This window comes from Streptomyces sp. NPDC003077 (assembly GCF_040611095.1).
Lineage (GTDB): Bacteria > Actinomycetota > Actinomycetes > Streptomycetales > Streptomycetaceae > Streptomyces.
Map to the genome: position 1 here is coordinate 24,500 of NZ_JBEXNM010000008.1, position 16,140 is coordinate 40,639.

Annotated in this window: 9 protein-coding genes; 1 reads left to right on the forward strand and 8 read right to left on the reverse strand. The window is 68.5% G+C overall.

Going from position 1 to position 16,140, the window contains the following annotated elements:
• Positions 1–139: 139 nt before the first annotated feature.
• From ABZX96_RS07930 to fmt, 8 genes are all read right to left on the reverse strand, one after another.
• Positions 140–2,335 carry an SUKH-4 family immunity protein gene (locus ABZX96_RS07930; RefSeq protein WP_355539669.1) on the reverse strand — a complete coding sequence of 732 codons (2,196 nt, stop codon included), beginning with the start codon at positions 2,333–2,335 and terminating at the stop codon, positions 140–142.
• A 112-nt stretch (positions 2,336–2,447) separates the two neighbouring features.
• Positions 2,448–2,717 carry a DUF6406 domain-containing protein gene (locus ABZX96_RS07935; protein ID WP_355539672.1) on the reverse strand — a complete coding sequence of 90 codons (270 nt, stop codon included), beginning with the start codon at positions 2,715–2,717 and terminating at the stop codon, positions 2,448–2,450.
• Positions 2,714–10,015: a toxin glutamine deamidase domain-containing protein gene (locus ABZX96_RS07940; protein WP_355539675.1), complete on the reverse strand. Its 7,302-nt coding sequence runs from the start codon at positions 10,013–10,015 to the stop codon at positions 2,714–2,716. Before ABZX96_RS07940 ends, ABZX96_RS07935 begins: the two co-directional genes overlap by 4 nt.
• Positions 10,016–10,290: 275 nt before the next feature.
• Positions 10,291–10,602 (reverse strand): hypothetical protein, encoded by a 312-nt coding sequence (locus tag ABZX96_RS07945; protein WP_355539678.1) that lies wholly within the window; start codon positions 10,600–10,602, stop codon positions 10,291–10,293.
• A gap of 213 nt (positions 10,603–10,815) precedes the next feature.
• On the reverse strand, positions 10,816–11,286 hold the full coding sequence (locus ABZX96_RS07950; RefSeq protein ID WP_355539681.1) for a hypothetical protein: 471 nt from the start codon (positions 11,284–11,286) through the stop codon (positions 10,816–10,818).
• A gap of 353 nt (positions 11,287–11,639) precedes the next feature.
• A complete protein-coding gene (locus ABZX96_RS07955) occupies positions 11,640–12,059 on the reverse strand; it encodes a hypothetical protein (RefSeq protein WP_355539684.1) in 420 nt (139 codons plus the stop codon).
• A 683-nt stretch (positions 12,060–12,742) separates the two neighbouring features.
• Positions 12,743–14,170 (reverse strand): transcription antitermination factor NusB, encoded by a 1,428-nt coding sequence (locus ABZX96_RS07960; protein WP_355539687.1) that lies wholly within the window; start codon positions 14,168–14,170, stop codon positions 12,743–12,745.
• 158 nt (positions 14,171–14,328) lie between these two features.
• Positions 14,329–15,261 carry a methionyl-tRNA formyltransferase gene (fmt, locus tag ABZX96_RS07965; protein ID WP_355539690.1) on the reverse strand — a complete coding sequence of 311 codons (933 nt, stop codon included), beginning with the start codon at positions 15,259–15,261 and terminating at the stop codon, positions 14,329–14,331.
• A gap of 280 nt (positions 15,262–15,541) precedes the next feature.
• Between fmt and ABZX96_RS07970 the strand changes: the two genes are divergently transcribed.
• Positions 15,542–16,081 carry a hypothetical protein gene (locus tag ABZX96_RS07970; RefSeq protein ID WP_355539693.1) on the forward strand — a complete coding sequence of 180 codons (540 nt, stop codon included), beginning with the start codon at positions 15,542–15,544 and terminating at the stop codon, positions 16,079–16,081.
• Positions 16,082–16,140: the final 59 nt, after the last annotated feature.

Here is a 16,140-nt window from a genome sequence, read left to right on the forward strand (position 1 = left end):
CACAATCCGGCCGGGCTCAAGGGACCGGCCCGACCTGTCCGAGTCGCAGGTCGCCCAGACCGGGAAAGCGCTCCAGACAGGGGTCAACTGCCAGAAGAGGCCGAGGCGTCTTCTCGCCGGCCTCTCCGACTGATCGCCATCACGTGTTGTGGAATACGTACGACCAGGCGGGCTGCTCACCACCCGTCTCGTCGACTCCTGCCAGCTCTCCCAGGACCCAATAGGTCATCTGCCATCGCTCGGAATTGACCGGGGGGAGAATACTCCGCGTACGCAGCCCGGTGACCCACAGCACGACCATGGTGAGGAAATCTTCGAGGCTGTGCGCGGCGGGAAGGCCGGCGAGGTGTTCCTGGTCCGGTTTCGTGGGAACGCGCAGGACGTGTCCGGTGGGCCCGTCGATGACGAGCTTGGCGCCCATCCACTTACCGATCTGGAAGAAGGGCCCGGTTTCGGGGACGGGCTCGATTTCCTCGGGCCAGGAGGACAGTTCGTCGAGAATACCGATCTCCCAGTCGCCGTACGGGTAAAGCCCCATGCCTCCCTCGTCCATGCGGGGCAGCCCGAATTCCAGGAGAAGTTCGCGGGTCGCCGCGTGGGTGAGCCGATCCGGGAGATCCTCGACCTCGATGGGATAGATCGCGTCCTCGCCGAACAGGGCGATGACGTCCTCATAACTCGGGGCCGGCGCGTCGCGCGGACTGCTCGGGCCGGCATCCGAGTAGTCCCAGCTCAGGGGCTCCTGCCGGGCGCCGAAGTCGGAGAGGTCCACACCGTCCGCAGGCCGGATGGCGACCAGACCCGAGTTGCCCCCGAAAACGACGACGTCTCCCACGGCCAGGGGGACGCACGGCAGGACAAAAGCCAGCGCGCTTCGCCGGGGGGACGACGAGCTGAACAGTTCTCGAACGTGAGCGGGTGAAGCGGAGTCGCCCGTGGGTGGCGCGGGCCAGCTGAGATCCGCGCGATGCTCTGCCGGAATCTCGTCATACTCCCAAGGTCCTGCTACACGGTCTCCGGTCTCCGCGTCCCAGATCGAGACAAACGGCTGCTCTTCTCCGTCCACCGTCCGCTGCTGCAAGGCGGCAATGGCAGGTCGGCTCTGCCAGCGCGCCTCCGCCAGAGCGGCGAACCTCCCGGCCCGCAGATAGCGCACATGGTAGCCACCCGGCGGCCGCCAGTCGGCCCATTTGACCTGCCAGGGCAGTGCCATACCAGAGGAGATGACCGCCGAGGCGAATTCGAGATCGCCACGCGAAAGCGCCATCAAGTGCAGCCACGAAGCCCATTCCGTCTGATGCCGTGGTGTGACTCCCCAGCCCCACAGATGAATCGCGTCGGCGGCAGCCGTGTTTCCGGGAATGAGGGAAGTGATGCTTCGTGCCGCGTCCATGAGCGCCGTTTGCGGCAGATTGGCGACGACGCCTCCGTCCCGAAGAACGTCGTCGTACCTTCCCGCTTGTACGGCGTGCATAGCAAGCCCCGTGGCCGCGTACAGGCCGATGGCGCTGCGCTTGGACCACCCCTCGGGGTGGAAAAACCCCGGAGCCGAGCGCATCAGCCAAGCGACCACATGCCCATTGACCCGGCGGAGTTCGGCAGGATCGATCTCTCGACGCAAGGCCTCGGCCAAACCCTCGTCGGCAAAAGAAACCCCGAGAGGTCCGGTCCGAAGAATATCGGGCCCTTCCCTCTCGAATTCGGCGAGTTCGTCCTCGGATACCGGTTCACCGGTCAGCGCGGTGACAAGTTGGGCCCAGACGGGAACGGGTACGAAGCGGGGCTCGGCCAGTGCCAACGCCCGCACCGCAACAGAATCCGTCACCGCCGGCGGAGACTCGACGGCTGCCGCGGACAGCCGAAACACCGCCCTGGTATCAGCGTGGGTCGGCAGCAAGTCGGGAATCACGTGGACCATCACGGCCAACTTGCCACTCGCCAGCCGCGGAAGGGTCCGAGTCACCAGTCGCTCGGGCTCGTGCGACCGCCGTGTCGGCCCGGCACGATGGGCATTGACGACCAGTAGCAACCGCTCCTCGGGCCACGAATCGAGCGCGAAACGCCAGTTGTCCCGCTTGTCCGCGGACAGATCGACTCCGAGCGCCGTGAGGGCCTGCCGCATGACCAGCTCGGCGGTGAGACCGGTGGCATCGACGACAACACTGCCGGGCACCTGCTCGTGTACCTCCCGCATGACCGCCGAGGCGTCATGGCCGTCCGTGGAGACAAGAAGGGCCACCTGGCCGCCGAGCCCGCCCTCACGCCACCATGCGCCGACGCGACCGGGGAGCTCTTCCTTGGGAATTTCGGGGGTGCCGGTAGTGGGCTCGGGCATGGTCCTCCTCAGTTGGCGATGACTGCTCGACCCTACGTGTGGGTGGGTGCGATTGGCCCGAGTCGTTGCTGTCGCATGCCCCGGGCAGGCGGTGTCGTGGGCGGTGGCGGTCTCAAGCCGGGGCCGGCGCGACGCGGCGCAGCACCACGACCCAGTCGTCCTCGCTCGGCCATCCCGTCAAGTCTGCGAGCTGCCACGTCTCGTCGCCCACAGGGAAAGTCTCGCCAACGCGGAGGGTGTGATACTGCTCCTCGGCTGCGACGATCCCGAGCCGAACCCTGACCGAGGCGTCAGACTCCCTATAGATGTCCATCACTGCGAAGCTCGCCTTCTCGGTATTGCGCTGAATCCCGTGCCAGAGGGGAATCATGTCGACGCTCACTTCTCATCCTCCAAAGATGCGTACTGGTTGTTGCAGTATTTCATGAATTCCTTGATGGTCAGCGGCTGAGGATGTCTCTCGTTGTGCGGATTGCGCAACTGAATGAGACCCTTTTCGTCGACCGAGACGATCTCGTAGGCGTGGGAACTCAGGAGGTTCTTCTCCATCTTGTTCTCCACGCCCGTGCCCTTGGAGCGGGTGCCGATAACGACTGGTCTGCCGCTTTCCGTGAGCTCTCGCAGATGGGCCAGGAGCTGCCTTTCCGGACTGCGTCCGTGCATATCGTACTGCGTCGGGAATTCGTGGTTCTCCGACGTACGTCCCGTGAGTTGGGCGAGCAACTCGGCACGGCTTCCCGAGGAGGATCCCTGGGCGATGCGGGAGTAGCCCGTCAGTAGTTTGTCATCGAAGTCCTTGTTGCGCGCGTACTGCGACAGGTCCGCGCGCTTCTCGTCGTCCCAGAACTGATCCAGGCCCGCGATGGCCTTCTCCATGATCGCCGGCCAGGCCACGCCCGTTTCATTGGCGTTGGCGTAGACGGTGGTGCTGGGGAAGTCGCTGTACACGGGCAGGTCCGGAGTGACGCGCACGGTCAGGATGCGGCCGGTCGGAGCCTGGTTGCCGTAGTTGTTGCGTGCGACCTCGTGGAAGCGGACCTCATAGTTGCCGTCCTCCGTCTCACGGATCATGTCCTGGAGGAGATCCGGGTACCTGCTCGCGACGGCGCCCAGGGTAGCGATGATGCCGCAGTCGCCAATGGCGCCCTGTTTCGTCTGCTCGCGCGACGGAGGCCCGTCGAACAGCGGCACGCGCGTCCCGTCGGGACGGTCCAGTGGAGTGCCGTAACGGTCGGGCTGGAACTCCGCCAGCTTCGTGTGGTCGCCGAAGCGCGGCTGATCCACCTCAGTGGTGATCTCGGCGGGCTCGGCCTGGCCTGACCAGGGCAGGGACTGCAAGATCCGCTTGAACCGGCCTCGCTTTTGCGGCTGGTCGTCCGAGGCGGGGGAGCCCTCGCGCGACTCGTCGGCGAATGGGTCCCGGGCACCGGTCTGCTCGGCAGCCCCCGTGGCGGCGGGGCGCAGGGCCTCTCCCGCGCCCGCGATTGCGATCTCCGTCGGTGAAACGTGGCCGTTCGAGCGCTGCGAGTCCGTCGGCGCGGATGTTCCGTCGAGCGCAGTCGCATTGCCCGCGGTCCCGTTCCCCGCGTGGGAGTTGGCGTTTGCGGGATTCGCCGAAGGCGTGCGCTCGCTATCGGCCGGGATGGTCGGCGTGCCAGAGGGCTCCGCCGGGGGACGGCGGTCTGCGCCTGGGGAGTCGGCGGGCGGCCTGTGGCCCGAACCTGCCGGGGTCGACGGGGGCCTGCGGTTGGGGGCCGCGGGATGGGGCGGGCCCGCCTGAGGCGCCTGAGTGGGCGGTGTGTTCTGGTCGGGTGTTGGAGCCTGCGGTGTGTTCTGGCCCGGATTCGCCAGCGTCTGCGCCAGTTCTTTGACGAATTCCAGGTGCTGCCGAATCTCCCCGACCTGAACCCTTTGACTCGGCGTGTGGTACTTGCCGAGCTCAGTCTTGATTTGAGACTCGGTCTTGCCTTCCGCACGCAGTCTGTTCCGCTCGGCTGCCTTGAGATTCTTGAGGTTCGGGTCCGCTCGATAAGTCGTGCTGTAGTAGACGGGAGCGCCGTCCATCGCCTGGGAATCTTTGATTGTTTTGGAGCAGTTGGCATGGCCGGTGGGATGACCGGATGCGGTGGTGCGCAGGCCGCAAGGCTCACGCTCGGTGTAGAGACCCTTGACCTCGACTTTGGCTTGCTTATGGGCTTCGCGATTCTCGTTGAGCTGGTCGATCCAATTGAGAATGTGGGATTCGGAGTGAACCGGGTCGGCGCCGTCCGGGGCAGGGGGAACCGATGAATCGACGATGTAGTGACTTTCCTTGGTGTCGGGGTCGAGAACTTCCACGACCGCGTAGTTCTTGCCGGAGAAGTCGGGCGCACTGCTCTCCGTCTCCTCCAGCATCCGCTTGCTGTCCTCTACATCCCGAAGGATCGTCCCGTCCGGGTGCGAGGCGAGTTCGCGTCGCCAGGGAGCCGCTGATTCGTGGAACTTTCCGTCGTTGTACACATCGTTGCGCGCGGCCGGGTCAGGGTTCACGCCGACGGCGTTGTTGGCATGGAAGGACTGGCTGATGCGGGCCAGTGCGGCGATCGCGGTGTACCGCTGGCCGTCGTTCATCTGCGACCACGCCGGATCAAGATGCTTCCGGAGATCACTGTCCGTGAAGTTTGTCGACGGCATCGGAACATCCCGGTGCGCCGTCATCGCGGCCTTGTGGGTGGCATCCGCCTGCAGGAGAGCTTGCTGGGCATGGGCGAGCCGCTGCTCCGCCGCCGCCCGCTTGGCCTGAGCCGCCTGCTTCGCTTCGTCAGTCTTGGCTTTCCGCTCCGCGGTCGCCGCCCTGGTCCGTTCTGCCTTGGCGTCGGCTACTTCCTTCCGTGCCCGGTCATAGTCCTGCCTGGCTTCACGTACCAGCCGTGCCGACTCCGCGTGCGCCTGGCGGCGACCGATGGATTCCCGCAGTACGCCGGCCAAGGGCACCCGGGGCGGGTCGCCTTGTGGCTGGGCCCACTGCCGCATCTGCGCCCGTATCGGGGCCGGATCGATCCGATGGACGGCGTGGGCGTCTCGAAGGTCCCCCTGTGCTCCGTCCGGAGGAAGGCCCGCATGCTCAGCGGTCCGTGCTTCCGGGTCGGGAAGGCTCTGGTTGCGCCGTTCGCGAGTGGCTTCCGCGCTGAGGGCTTGGGACTCAAGGTGCGAACCGGCCGGGCGCTGGGACACTGCGTGATCGGTATCCGCAGGTGTGGCCAGGCCCTGGTTTTGCGTGGTGCGCTGATTGGTGGTCTCGATAGGTCGACGGTTGGCGTCCAACGGGATCGCGAAGACGCCGTTGTCGCCGATGTGCAGCGGGGTGGTGCTGTGCCGGCCCGTCTGCGGGTCGGCGTAGACGATCTGGCCGTTGTGGTTGACCACGTTCCAGGCGTGAGCGCGGCCGTCGGCGTGCTGGGTGATGATTACGGCCTGTGAGCCGTGGCCCTCGTTGCGGAGGGAGGACTCCAGGTTGTCGTACGCGCCGCGACCGTCGCCGAAGTCCTCGAACTCGGCGCCCAGGGCGTTCTCGATACGGTCGCGGCCGTTGGGCTCGGGCGTGTCGGCGGGGGTGCCGTCCTCGTTCGGGCTGCGGCGGGCGGCAACCATAGGGTTGCCCGCGTAGGACTCGACGAACGCCAGTGACGCGTCGGTGCAGTTCACGTTTCGGCCGGATTCGTCCGGGCTCTGGCCGCGCAGATCGTCGACCCAGGTGCCCTCGCGCGGGTCAGGGGCCTGCTGAAACGATCCGTCCTCGTTGCGCGGGAAGCTCTCCTGCTGCGCGCGGTTGTCGGCGTCGGTGGGGTCCTCATAGCCATCCGGCGGACCGGAGGGACGCGTGGTAGTGGACGGGAAGACAGGTTCCCTGGTCGCCGCTTGCTGGTCGGTGTCTTGTGGGGTCTGGGTGGTCTGGGTGTCCTGAGGGGCTGGGGAATCCTGGCTGCCCTGCGTGTCCCGCGCATCGTCTGGCTGCGGGCTGTCCGGGTCCGTCGCGTCCGAGCCCTCGGTCGTTACCGCGTCCCGGTCCGTGGTGGAGTCCGTGTCCGGGGCGGCCTCGGATACCTGAGCCGGGTTGGACTCCTGGATGGTGTTCGTGTTCGGAGAGGCGTCCCCGTCCTGCGGTGACGTCGTCTCCGGGCTTGCAGTCGTTTCGGGAACCGGCGTCGTCTCCGGCGATGTGGAGGATTCCGGGGTCGTCGACGGCGGCGCTGTGTCGGTGCTGCCGTCGATCGCGTTCTGTTCGGCGGTCGCGTCGTCATTGCCGGAGGGCGCCTCCTCAGTGGACAGCGGGGGGTCGTCGAGAGTTCCGTCCGGCCGAGCGTCGGGACGTGACTGATCCGTCGACGAGTCCGGACCCGAGCTGTTGGTGGTGTCCGGAGTGTTCTGAGTGGACGGTTGAGGCGTCGACGGGGTCAGGAAGTACGGAGTGATCGGATTCCGATTGGCGTCCAGCGGGGTGTAGAAGACCTCTTGGGCACCCAGGTGGATCGGAGTCTCACTGACGACGCCTGTTTGCGCGTCGACGAACAGTATCTGGCCGTTGTGGTTGACCGCGGCGAAGGCATGGCCGCCACCGCCGGGCCAGTTGACGCCGATCACGGCTGCCGAGCCATGTCCGGCCTGCGACAGGTCGTAGGCGATACGTGCGTACGGGTTGGGATGGTCCTTGCCCGCATACGTGCTGGGTGCGCCGGCCCAACGCGCCTGGTTGTCGACCGAGTCGTGCTCCGCGGAGAAGGTGTTGAGGCTGCCGTCCGCATTGAGGTCCAAGGTGCGCGGGGCGGACACCGTCGGGCGGCCGAACCACGTCTCAAGGAACGAGCGGGTGCAGTCGGCGCAGTTGTTGGACCGGCCGGGCACCCCCACGCCGCCGTCGTTCTGCAGACCAACCCAGTTTCCCTGCCGCGGGTCCGCGTACACCTGCGGGGTGCCGTCGGGGTTCCTCGGGTGTGCGTTCTGGAGGTCCTGCTGATGGACGGGGTCGGGTGTGGTCAGGCCTTCGAACGGAATGTTCAGGTTGTCACGGATATCCGAAAGGCTGACTGCATGGGGCGGAGGCATAGGCGCTGTGGATTGCTTGAGCACGCCGTCGTCAGCGGTGGGCTGGTTCTGATGGGACGTCTGGTTGGTCGCGTCCGGCTGCTGATTGCCCGGCTGCTGGTTGTTCGGTGCCGGCGTCCCCTGGGCGTTCGGCATGGAAGTGGGGGAATCGACCGGTGACTGCTGGTCCGGCGCACGGTTCGTCGGCTGCTCGCCGCGGGGCGGCGTGGTCGGGCGCGCAGGCGTCTCGGCACGCGGGGTGTCGGTGCGCGGCTGTGTGGTCGAGCGGCTCGGTGTATCAAGGCGCGGTGTAGCACTGCGCGGCGCCTCGGTCCGCGGCGGCGAAGCGGCACGGTTCTGTTGGGTGTTCCGCGACGGCGTCATGGGCCTGGTGCTCGGCTGTTCCGCACGCGACGTCGTGGCGCTGGGCCTGGTCGCCCGCGGTGTCCTCGTGGGGTTGCCGGCCACCGGCGCCTGCGTCGGGATGGGACCGGCCGTCGGTGGCGGCATGGCTCCCGGGGCCGATGTTGAGGGCGTCGCGGACGACGGGGCCGCCTGCTGCGGGATGCGCGCCTCACCGGGCTGCATACCAGGGGCCGGGGGCGCGGCCGTGGCGGCGTTGCCCATGAGGTCGAAATTTTCGTCGGCCGGGTTTTGCGGGGTTGGTGTTGACGGTGTCGGTGCGTGGACCTGGCCAGGGCGGGGGTTTGCGGTGGGTGGGTTGCCGGGCATGGAGACGCCCGGCATGGAGGCGCGGCTGCCCTGGCTCCGGTTGTCGTTGTTGTCACCGTCGTGGGAGTCGACCGGCATGGTGCCCTGAGGCGGTGCGGACATGGTGGTGCCCGATTCGCGGTCGACCTGGTGCACGCCCGGTTCGGGGCGGGAGTTGCCGGGAGCCGGGGACGGTGCGTCCTCCGGGTGTTTTGTCTCCGGTGGCGGGGACGGCATGGGCGCGGGCTCGGTGTTGCGCGGGTCCGGGATCGACGCGCCCTGCTGCGGGGTGTGGACGTCGACGCCGTCCGGGCGGCTTGGGCGAGCGGTGTCCGGAACAGTGTCCGGCGCCGGGGAGCCATCGACATCCGGCGTGGTGCCCGGGCCCTCGACAGGCGAGGAGTAGGAGGGCAGGGACGGCCCGGTGCCCGGTGCCGTGCTCGGCGAAGCGTCCGACGTGCTGTCCGGACGGCCGGAGTCAGGGATGGTGCCGGGGGCCGGTCCACCCTCGACGTCAGGCCTCGTCGTGGTGGAGAGCGTGGACGCGTCCGGAGACGAGTCAAGGGTGGCCGAGTCGTCGCCCGAAGGACGGCCGATGCTCTCGATATAGGCCTGGGTGCCCACGTCGAAGGGGCTGGGCGAGTCGGATCCACGGCTTGGCGAGGGCGACGACGAGGGGCTCGACGAGCCCGGGTTGCCGGTGCTGTCCGTGCTGCTGTTGGACGGCGTACTCAAGGAAGAGGGGGAAGAACTCGTCGAGGCCGACGGCCCGAAGGAGGGCGAACTCGTCGAGGTCGACGGTCCATCGGGCAACGAGGACGGACTCGACGACGAGGACCGGATCGACGACGAGCTGTCCGAACCGCTCGCCGCAGACGAGGACGACGGACCGCCGATATCCGGTGCCCTGCGCCCGGAATCGCCGCTGACCGAACTCGGCGAGCCACTGGAACTCGGGGAGCGGCTCAACGAACCGCTCTCATCCGATGACGAGTTGGATGAGCTGGGCGAGTTCGAAGAATTGGAGGAACCGGAGGAGCTGTCGGAGGAGCTGCTGTCGTTGGGCGAGGCATTGTTGTTCGTCGACGAGAAATCGTTCGTCGGCGAATCGTTGGATCTCGACGAACTGTCGTTTCCGGAGCCGGATGAGCCGTCGCCGCCGTCGTTTCCGCTGTTGGTCAGTCCGTCGCGGGCGCCGCGCCCCGCGCGTGAGCCGGCGCCGTCGCGCAGGGACTCACCGAAGGTGGAACCGGAGTTCTTCAGGGCCTCCTTGCCTTCTTCGTAGCCCTTCTTGGTGGTGCGTTCCAGGTCGTAGCCCGACTGCTTGCCGAAGTTCTGCTCGACGGTCTGGGCGACCAGGTCGGAGGCCATGGCTTCCAGAGCGGAGACAAAGGGTTCCTTGGCGGTCTCCAACACCGCCTGCAAGATCTGTTGGGCTGCCTCCTTGACAAGTTTGCGCAGGATCAACCGCGTGGCGGCGACCGCGCCCATCGCGCCGAGTTCGGACAGCCCCAGAGTGAAGGGAGCGGCGGCCTGGGCCGCGACGATCTCGATCGCCAGGATGACCAACTGGGCGATCACCGCCAGCTTCAGCCCGATGATGAGGATCGCCGCAGCGTCCAGGCAAATGGCGATCAGCTCGGCGCCCTCGCGGGCGTCGTCGAAGTAGCCAGAGCCGCCGCCGAACTTCTCCCAGGTCTTGTCGAAGCCCTCGATGGAGTCGCCGGTGTTCTCGGCGAGGACGTTACCGGCAGCGCTCATGCCACGAGCCTGGAGGCTCTGCACATCAGCGGCGAACCGGCGCCAGGTGTTGGCGCACTCCATCATCTTGTCTTCGTTGCCTGTGGGCCAATCGAAGCCGCACATCTCGAGAACCCACTCAAGTCCGTTCGGCAGCATCAAAGCCATGACGAAGCCCCCCGTTATCGCCCATGTAGTTCGTGTCGTCCCGGCCCCGCGGGCCGACCGGCTCCTTCCGCCTCAGCGCCGGCGGAAGGACCCCGCTTCTCTGCTGCCGGAGGCGCCATTAAGCGCCTCGTGAGTGCTCGATCGACTGGCATCGGCACAGAGCCATGCCCATGCCAGCGCCTGCTCAACGACCCTTCCGGCCCCTCGACCCTGCTGGGTCACAGCGCTGTAGCAGACATCCGGTCCAAAGCCCGTCCGGCCGCCTGACGGCAGCCCTAGCCATTGGACCGGCGCAGGCTGCGGTACAGCTCGATCGCGGAGTCCGGTGGAAAGTTGGGAACATAGGTGACGGATCCGTCGATTTTGGAGATCACCATGTGACTGCCACCCAACGGCGCCTGAGTGCCGGGCGGCGGCGGGGGCATGACGGCGTGGACCAGGAAGCCGATGTCGAACTCCGCCACGTACAAAGGCGCCGGGTTTCCTTCCGGATCCAGTACTTCGAATCGGGCGCGAGCGGCAGCCAATGCCTCTTCGGCAGTGGCGGGGATGGGCTGTACCGGTTCCGGAGCGTCCGGATGCGACACGAACTCTCTCCTGTCAGTGAAAGGGCGCCTGTGGGCCAGGCGCGGTCATGCGGTTGTCGTCGAGCCGAACGCGGGGCAGGTGACTGACGAAACGTCGAGCCGGAGCCGAAACCGATACGGCGCGAACACTCGGCCCTGGCTGCCGCGGCCGTGCTGCCGCGGCGGTCCCGCAGCCCCGTTGTACGGTCGCCACACCCCGTGGTGCGGGCCGTGTCACTTGCTCGTGGACTTCGAAGCCCGCCTCTCGCCGCCGAACCGGTTCTCCGGCTTCTGCTCCTTGATCAGAGCATCGTTGAAGCCCTCGTTCTCCTCATGGTTCTTCGCCATCCGCTCCAACGCCTTCCCGATTTCGTTGAGCTTGGTGGCAAGATGCTCCATCGAGTCCGTCATGCCGTCGCGCAGGCCTTCGTAGACCACACCGAACTTCTCGCCGAGCTCGTCGTCACCCCACGGTGGGGTGCCTTCCTTGTCACTGAAGGTGGTCAGGCCCTTCCAGGCATCCTGGACGACACTCGAGAACGTCGTCTCCTTCGGCGCCTCGCCTCCGCCGCCACCACCGTCACCCTGCGCGGCCAGGCCGTTCTTCAGCTTGGCGGTCGCCTGATAAAAATCTCTGCCGATCTCGGAGAAGTTCTTCCCCTCGACCTTCAGCATCTTCGGATTGCTCTTGAACCCATCACCCATGTCTGCGCCCCCCGTTCACCATCCGGCACCATCGAGCTGCCGTTTCACATCCGTTTCATGGCTGTGCCAGCGTACCTAGAGGTACTGACGGCCCCTCAGCGCCTCGTGTCACAGTGCTGTCCCAGGAGCGTCCGGTCGATACACCGTCCGAGAAAAAGCGATCGCCGTGCTTAGAGGTGGCCGATGACTAACTCGCACATGCGCAGCGCCGACTGGGTGCCGTCAGACCCGTCGGGTCCAAAGAAAGGACGGGGCCATTTCTTTGAACCCGACGTTCACCGGTAGGCGGTGCGCCGACGAGCAGGTCCGCACCTCGGTGGGCACGGGAGCCTTGGTCCGTATCCGGCCCCGGCTCACCCCCGGTGCCCACCCCGCCCCCGCTTCTTCGGCCCCGTGACCAGGTTGGTCGAAGGACCGTCGTGCTCGGCACGCTCCTTCTGCTCTTCCTCGTCCCGCTCGCGCTCCCACCGCTCGCGCTTCTCGCGCTCGGCCTCGCGGTCCTCCATGGTCTGCGACTCGGCGGCGCGGCGGATCTCGGCCATACGGTCGCCCAGCGCCCCCATGTAGCGCTCGTTCTTGATGACGTCGGTCATTCCCATACGTCCCGACAGGATGCCCTGAGCCATCTCCTGGAGCGGTCCGCTCACATTGGGGTTGTTGGCCAGAGTGCGCAGCGCCTTGTGGAGGCTGCGAGCCTGCTCTGGGCCCTGCGCGACGTCCAGCAGCTCGGAGTCGTCGATCTCCCGCTTGCCCGGTCCCGGCCTGTTGGTCATGAGAACCCCCATTGAGCCCAGAGGGCCCTTCGCGCGCACCGAACGCGTCTTTCGCGCTCGTCACAGCGTGCTACATATGTTGACGAGATTATCAAGCCGCCCGTTTGGGCCGTCAAACAGAGCGCATTCGCGCGCCGCACTCCCGCGCCTCTCGCCCCAGTCCGGTCCCCATCCGGGGTCGACCTTGTCCTTTTTCGTCAAGGAAGCCCATTTCTCCCAAAAGCGCCTGTGGCGAGAAATAGTCCGAACACGCTGAGGAGTTCATGCGCCTGACGAGGCTCGCACGAGGCCGGGATTGCCCGTCTCATCCCGCAGAGCCCATCTCATACCGCTGCATGCCACCTACGCCTCTTTGCCTCTCCCCCGGCTCATAAATTCGTGACGTGAGAGACAGCAATTATGTGCTGCGCCAAATATTGCGGCACAAACCAGCAGAAAAGGGTACTAAGTCCCCTGTGCTTGGACGTGCGCTGAGCTTTGCGCTTGCGGCCCCCATGCGCGAGAGATCCCCCGGTGATCCCGAACTCGGAGGTCCCCGCCGCGTATGTGCGTTTGCCACCGGCGGCTTGGAGGAGTCGGCCCCACTCCCCTCCGACTCACTGCGCCGGCCGGTTGGTCAGTCACTGACCAACCGGAATGAGAATCGGTCACTCATTTTGAAGAACCTGCAAGCTGTCCCGCCCTCACGCCGTCCGGCGCAGCAAGGCCAGGTACATCGCGTCCGTGCCGTGCAGGTGCGGCCACAGCTGGACGTCCGGGCCGTCGCCGAGGCCGGGGACGCCGGGGAGCAGCGGCCGGGCGTCGATCCACTCGACCTCCGCGACGCTGCCGCCGCGGCCCTTGAGCACGTCCTCCACCACGGCCCGGGTCTCCGCCAGGTGCGGCGAGCAGGTCGCGTAACCGACCACGCCGCCCACCCGGACCGCCGCCAGCGCCTGCCGCAGCAGCTCGCGCTGGAGCGGCGCGAAACCGTCCAGGTCGTCCGGCCGGCGGCGCCAGCGCGCCTCGGGGCGGCGGCGCAGCGCGCCCAGGCCGGTACACGGAACGTCCATCAGCACCCGGTCGAAGGAGCCGGGCCGCCAGGCCGGGCGGGTACCGTCGGCCGCGATGACCTGGTACGGGCCTGGGTTGCCCGCCAACGCGCGGGAGACCAGGCGGGCGCGGTGCGGCTGCTTCTCGGCGGCCAGCAGCGACGCCCCTCGCTGGGCCGCCAGCGCGGCCAGCAGCGCGGCCTTGCCGCCGGGGCCCGCGCAGCCGTCGAGCCAGCGGCTGTCCTCGCCCTCGACGGGCGCGTTGGCCAGGGCGAGCGCGACGAGCTGGCTGCCCTCGTCCTGCACCCCGGCGCGCCCCTCGCGCACCGCGTCCAGCGCGCCGGGCTCGCCGCCCTCGGCGAGCCGCACCGCGTACGGCGACCAGCGTCCGGGCACGGCCCGGTCCTCTCCGGCGGCCGTCAGCAGTTCCTCGGTGGTGGAGCGGCCGGGCCGGGCCACGAGCGTGACCTCCGGCCGGTCGTTGTCGGCCTCCAGCAGGTCCTCGATGCCCGCGCGGGGGCCGCCGAGCGCGTCCCACAGGGCGGAGACGATCCAGCGGGGGTGGGCGTGCACGATCCCGAGGTGCTCCTCGGGGTCCTCGTCGTACTCGGGCGCGACCCGCTCCAGCCAGTCGTCGAAATCGTGCGCGGCGACCTTGCGCAGCACCGCGTTGACGAACTTCGCCCGCCCGTCGCCGAGCACCACCCGCGCCAGCTCCACGCTGGCGCTGACGGCGGCGTGGGTGGGGATGCGGGTGCCGAGCAGCTGGTGCGCACCGAGCGTGAGCACGTCCAGCACCGGCGGGTCCACCTCGCGCAGCGGCCGGTCCACGCACTGCGCGATGATCGCGTCGTACGTGCCCTGGCGGCGCAGCGTGCCGTAGACCAGTTCGGTCGCCAGCGCCGCGTCCCGCGCGTCGAAGTCCCCGTTCTCCCGGGCCTTGCGCAGCAGCGGCGGCAGCACGAGGTTCGCGTACGCGTCCCGCTCGTCGACCGCGCGCAGCGCCTCGAACGCGAGGATCCGGACGGGATCCTTCTGGGGCCTGCGGTAGGGCTTGGCGGGACGACGGGGCTGACTCACGAGAAATGTGCTCCGGATACGCGGGACGGAATTCCTCCACCACCCTACGTCGGCGGTGTGCGGGCGCCACGGGGTGGGCGGCGGCACGACGCCGCAGGCCAGGGGCGACGCCCGCCGGTGAGGGAACCGGCCCCTACCAAGGAAACCTTCGCCGGGCCCTATGCGCCCAGCCGCTCCCCCTCGCCGATCCGCACGCCGCGGGCCCAGTCGGCGCCGCGCATCGGCTTCTTGCCCTGGGCCTGGACCCACAGCAGTTCCACCGCGTGGCTGCCGGTGCCGACGTACACGGCCTTCTTGGTGACGGCCAGTTCCCCGGGCGCCAGGTCCGTGCGGTCCGGGACGAGCCCGACCGACATCAGCTTCAGCCGCTCGCCCCGGAAGAGCGTCCAGGCGCCGGGCGCGGGGGCGCAGCCGCGCACCACGCGGTCCACCCGCAGCGCCGGGGTGGACCAGTCCACCTTGGCGTCCTCGACCTCGATCTTCGGGGCGAGGGTGATGCCCTCCGCGGGCTGCGGCACGGGCTGGAGGGTGCCGTCCTCGATGCCGTCCATCGTGGCGGCCAGCAGCCCGGCGCCCGCCAGGGCCAGGCGGGTCAGCAGGTCGCCGCTGGTGTCGGTGGGCCGGACCTCCTCGGTCAGCACGCCGAAGACCGGTCCGGAGTCCAAGCCCTCCTCGATCTGGAAGGTGGAGGCGCCGGTCACCTCGTCCCCGGCGAGCACGGCGTGCTGGACGGGCGCGGCGCCGCGCCACGCCGGCAGCAGCGAGAAGTGCAGGTTGACCCACCCCTTGGCGGGGATGTCCAGCGCCACCTTGGGCAGCAGCGCCCCGTAGGCGACCACCGGGCAGCAGTCCGGCGCGATCTCGCGCAGCCGCGCGAGGAACGCCTCGTCGCGCGGCCGGGCGGGCTTGAGCACCTCGATGCCCGCCTCCTCCGCGCGCTCGGCCACGGGGCTGGCGACGAGCCGCCGGCCGCGGCCGGCCGGGGCGTCGGGCCGGGTGACGACGGCGACGACCTCGTGCCGGTCCGAGGCGATCAGGGCATCCAGGGCGGGTACGGCGACCTCGGGGGTGCCGGCGAAGACGAGCCTCATGGGTGGCGTACTACCTCTCACACGCTGCGGAACGGCGCCCCAGTCTATGGTCCGCGCCGTTTGGGGGCGTACGGAGGAACGCGCGCCCTGCGTCGAAGGTCGTGCGCCCCCATACCGTGACCACAGCCGCCGCTGCGGCGTTGGTCAAGCAGCATTGACCGACGCCGGGAAGGCGGCAACGCCTGGCGGCTCGCGCGCCGGTTGGTTCATCGTTTCGTCCGCCCTTCACTTCCTTGCCACTTTCCTTGTCACCATCAACGCCGGTTCGAGAGGCTTGTTCATGGCCGACCACGCAACCCACGACGCCCAGGCGCGCGCCAGCCTTCATCTCCTGGTGCGGGACATCGAGCGGGTCCGCCGACAGGTGGACGCCCTGCGCACCCTGACCGCTCAACTCGGCAACGTCTACCGGCCACGGCGCACCGGCCCGTCCGCGGGCTTCGTCGTCTACGGACGCGCTCCCGCGCCGACCGTGCGGCTCGCCCAGGAACTGCGCGACAGCGTCGAAACGCTTGTCACGGCGGCGGTCGACTTCGACCGTTCGCTGGGCTTTTCGTGGGACGCGGTGGGCTCGGCGCTCGGGGTCACCAAGCAGGCCGTGCACCGCCGTTACGGGGCGCGCCGCGCGGCCCCCCAGTCCGCCGAGGCCGCGGAGGCGGTCCGCACGGCGGAGGCGCCCGCGGCGCGCGCGCTGTCCCGGCCGCCGGGCCTGTCCCCCGCCCCTTCCGTCCCCGCCGCACGCGGCCTGCCGGCCCAGGCCTCCGCCAAGCCCCGTGAAGAGGCCCGCCCCGGCGCCTTCCCCGGCCCCCGCAACGGCTGACATCCTCCCCACCGCCCCGGAGCCGCCCATCAGCAGCTCCGGGGCGTTGCCATCAGCAG

Bases quoted from the DNA above. Each gene is read 5' to 3' on its own strand.
- ABZX96_RS07955 (WP_355539684.1), bottom strand. From the start codon at position 12,059: ATGACCAACAGGCCGGGACCGGGCAAGCGGGAGATCGACGACTCCGAG.
- ABZX96_RS07940 (WP_355539675.1), bottom strand. From the start codon at position 10,015: ATGGCTTTGATGCTGCCGAACGGACTTGAGTGGGTTCTCGAGATGTGC.
- ABZX96_RS07950 (WP_355539681.1), bottom strand. From the start codon at position 11,286: ATGGGTGATGGGTTCAAGAGCAATCCGAAGATGCTGAAGGTCGAGGGG.
- fmt (WP_355539690.1), bottom strand. From the start codon at position 15,261: ATGAGGCTCGTCTTCGCCGGCACCCCCGAGGTCGCCGTACCCGCCCTG.
- ABZX96_RS07970 (WP_355539693.1), top strand. From the start codon at position 15,542: ATGGCCGACCACGCAACCCACGACGCCCAGGCGCGCGCCAGCCTTCAT.
- ABZX96_RS07930 (WP_355539669.1), bottom strand. From the start codon at position 2,335: ATGCCCGAGCCCACTACCGGCACCCCCGAAATTCCCAAGGAAGAGCTC.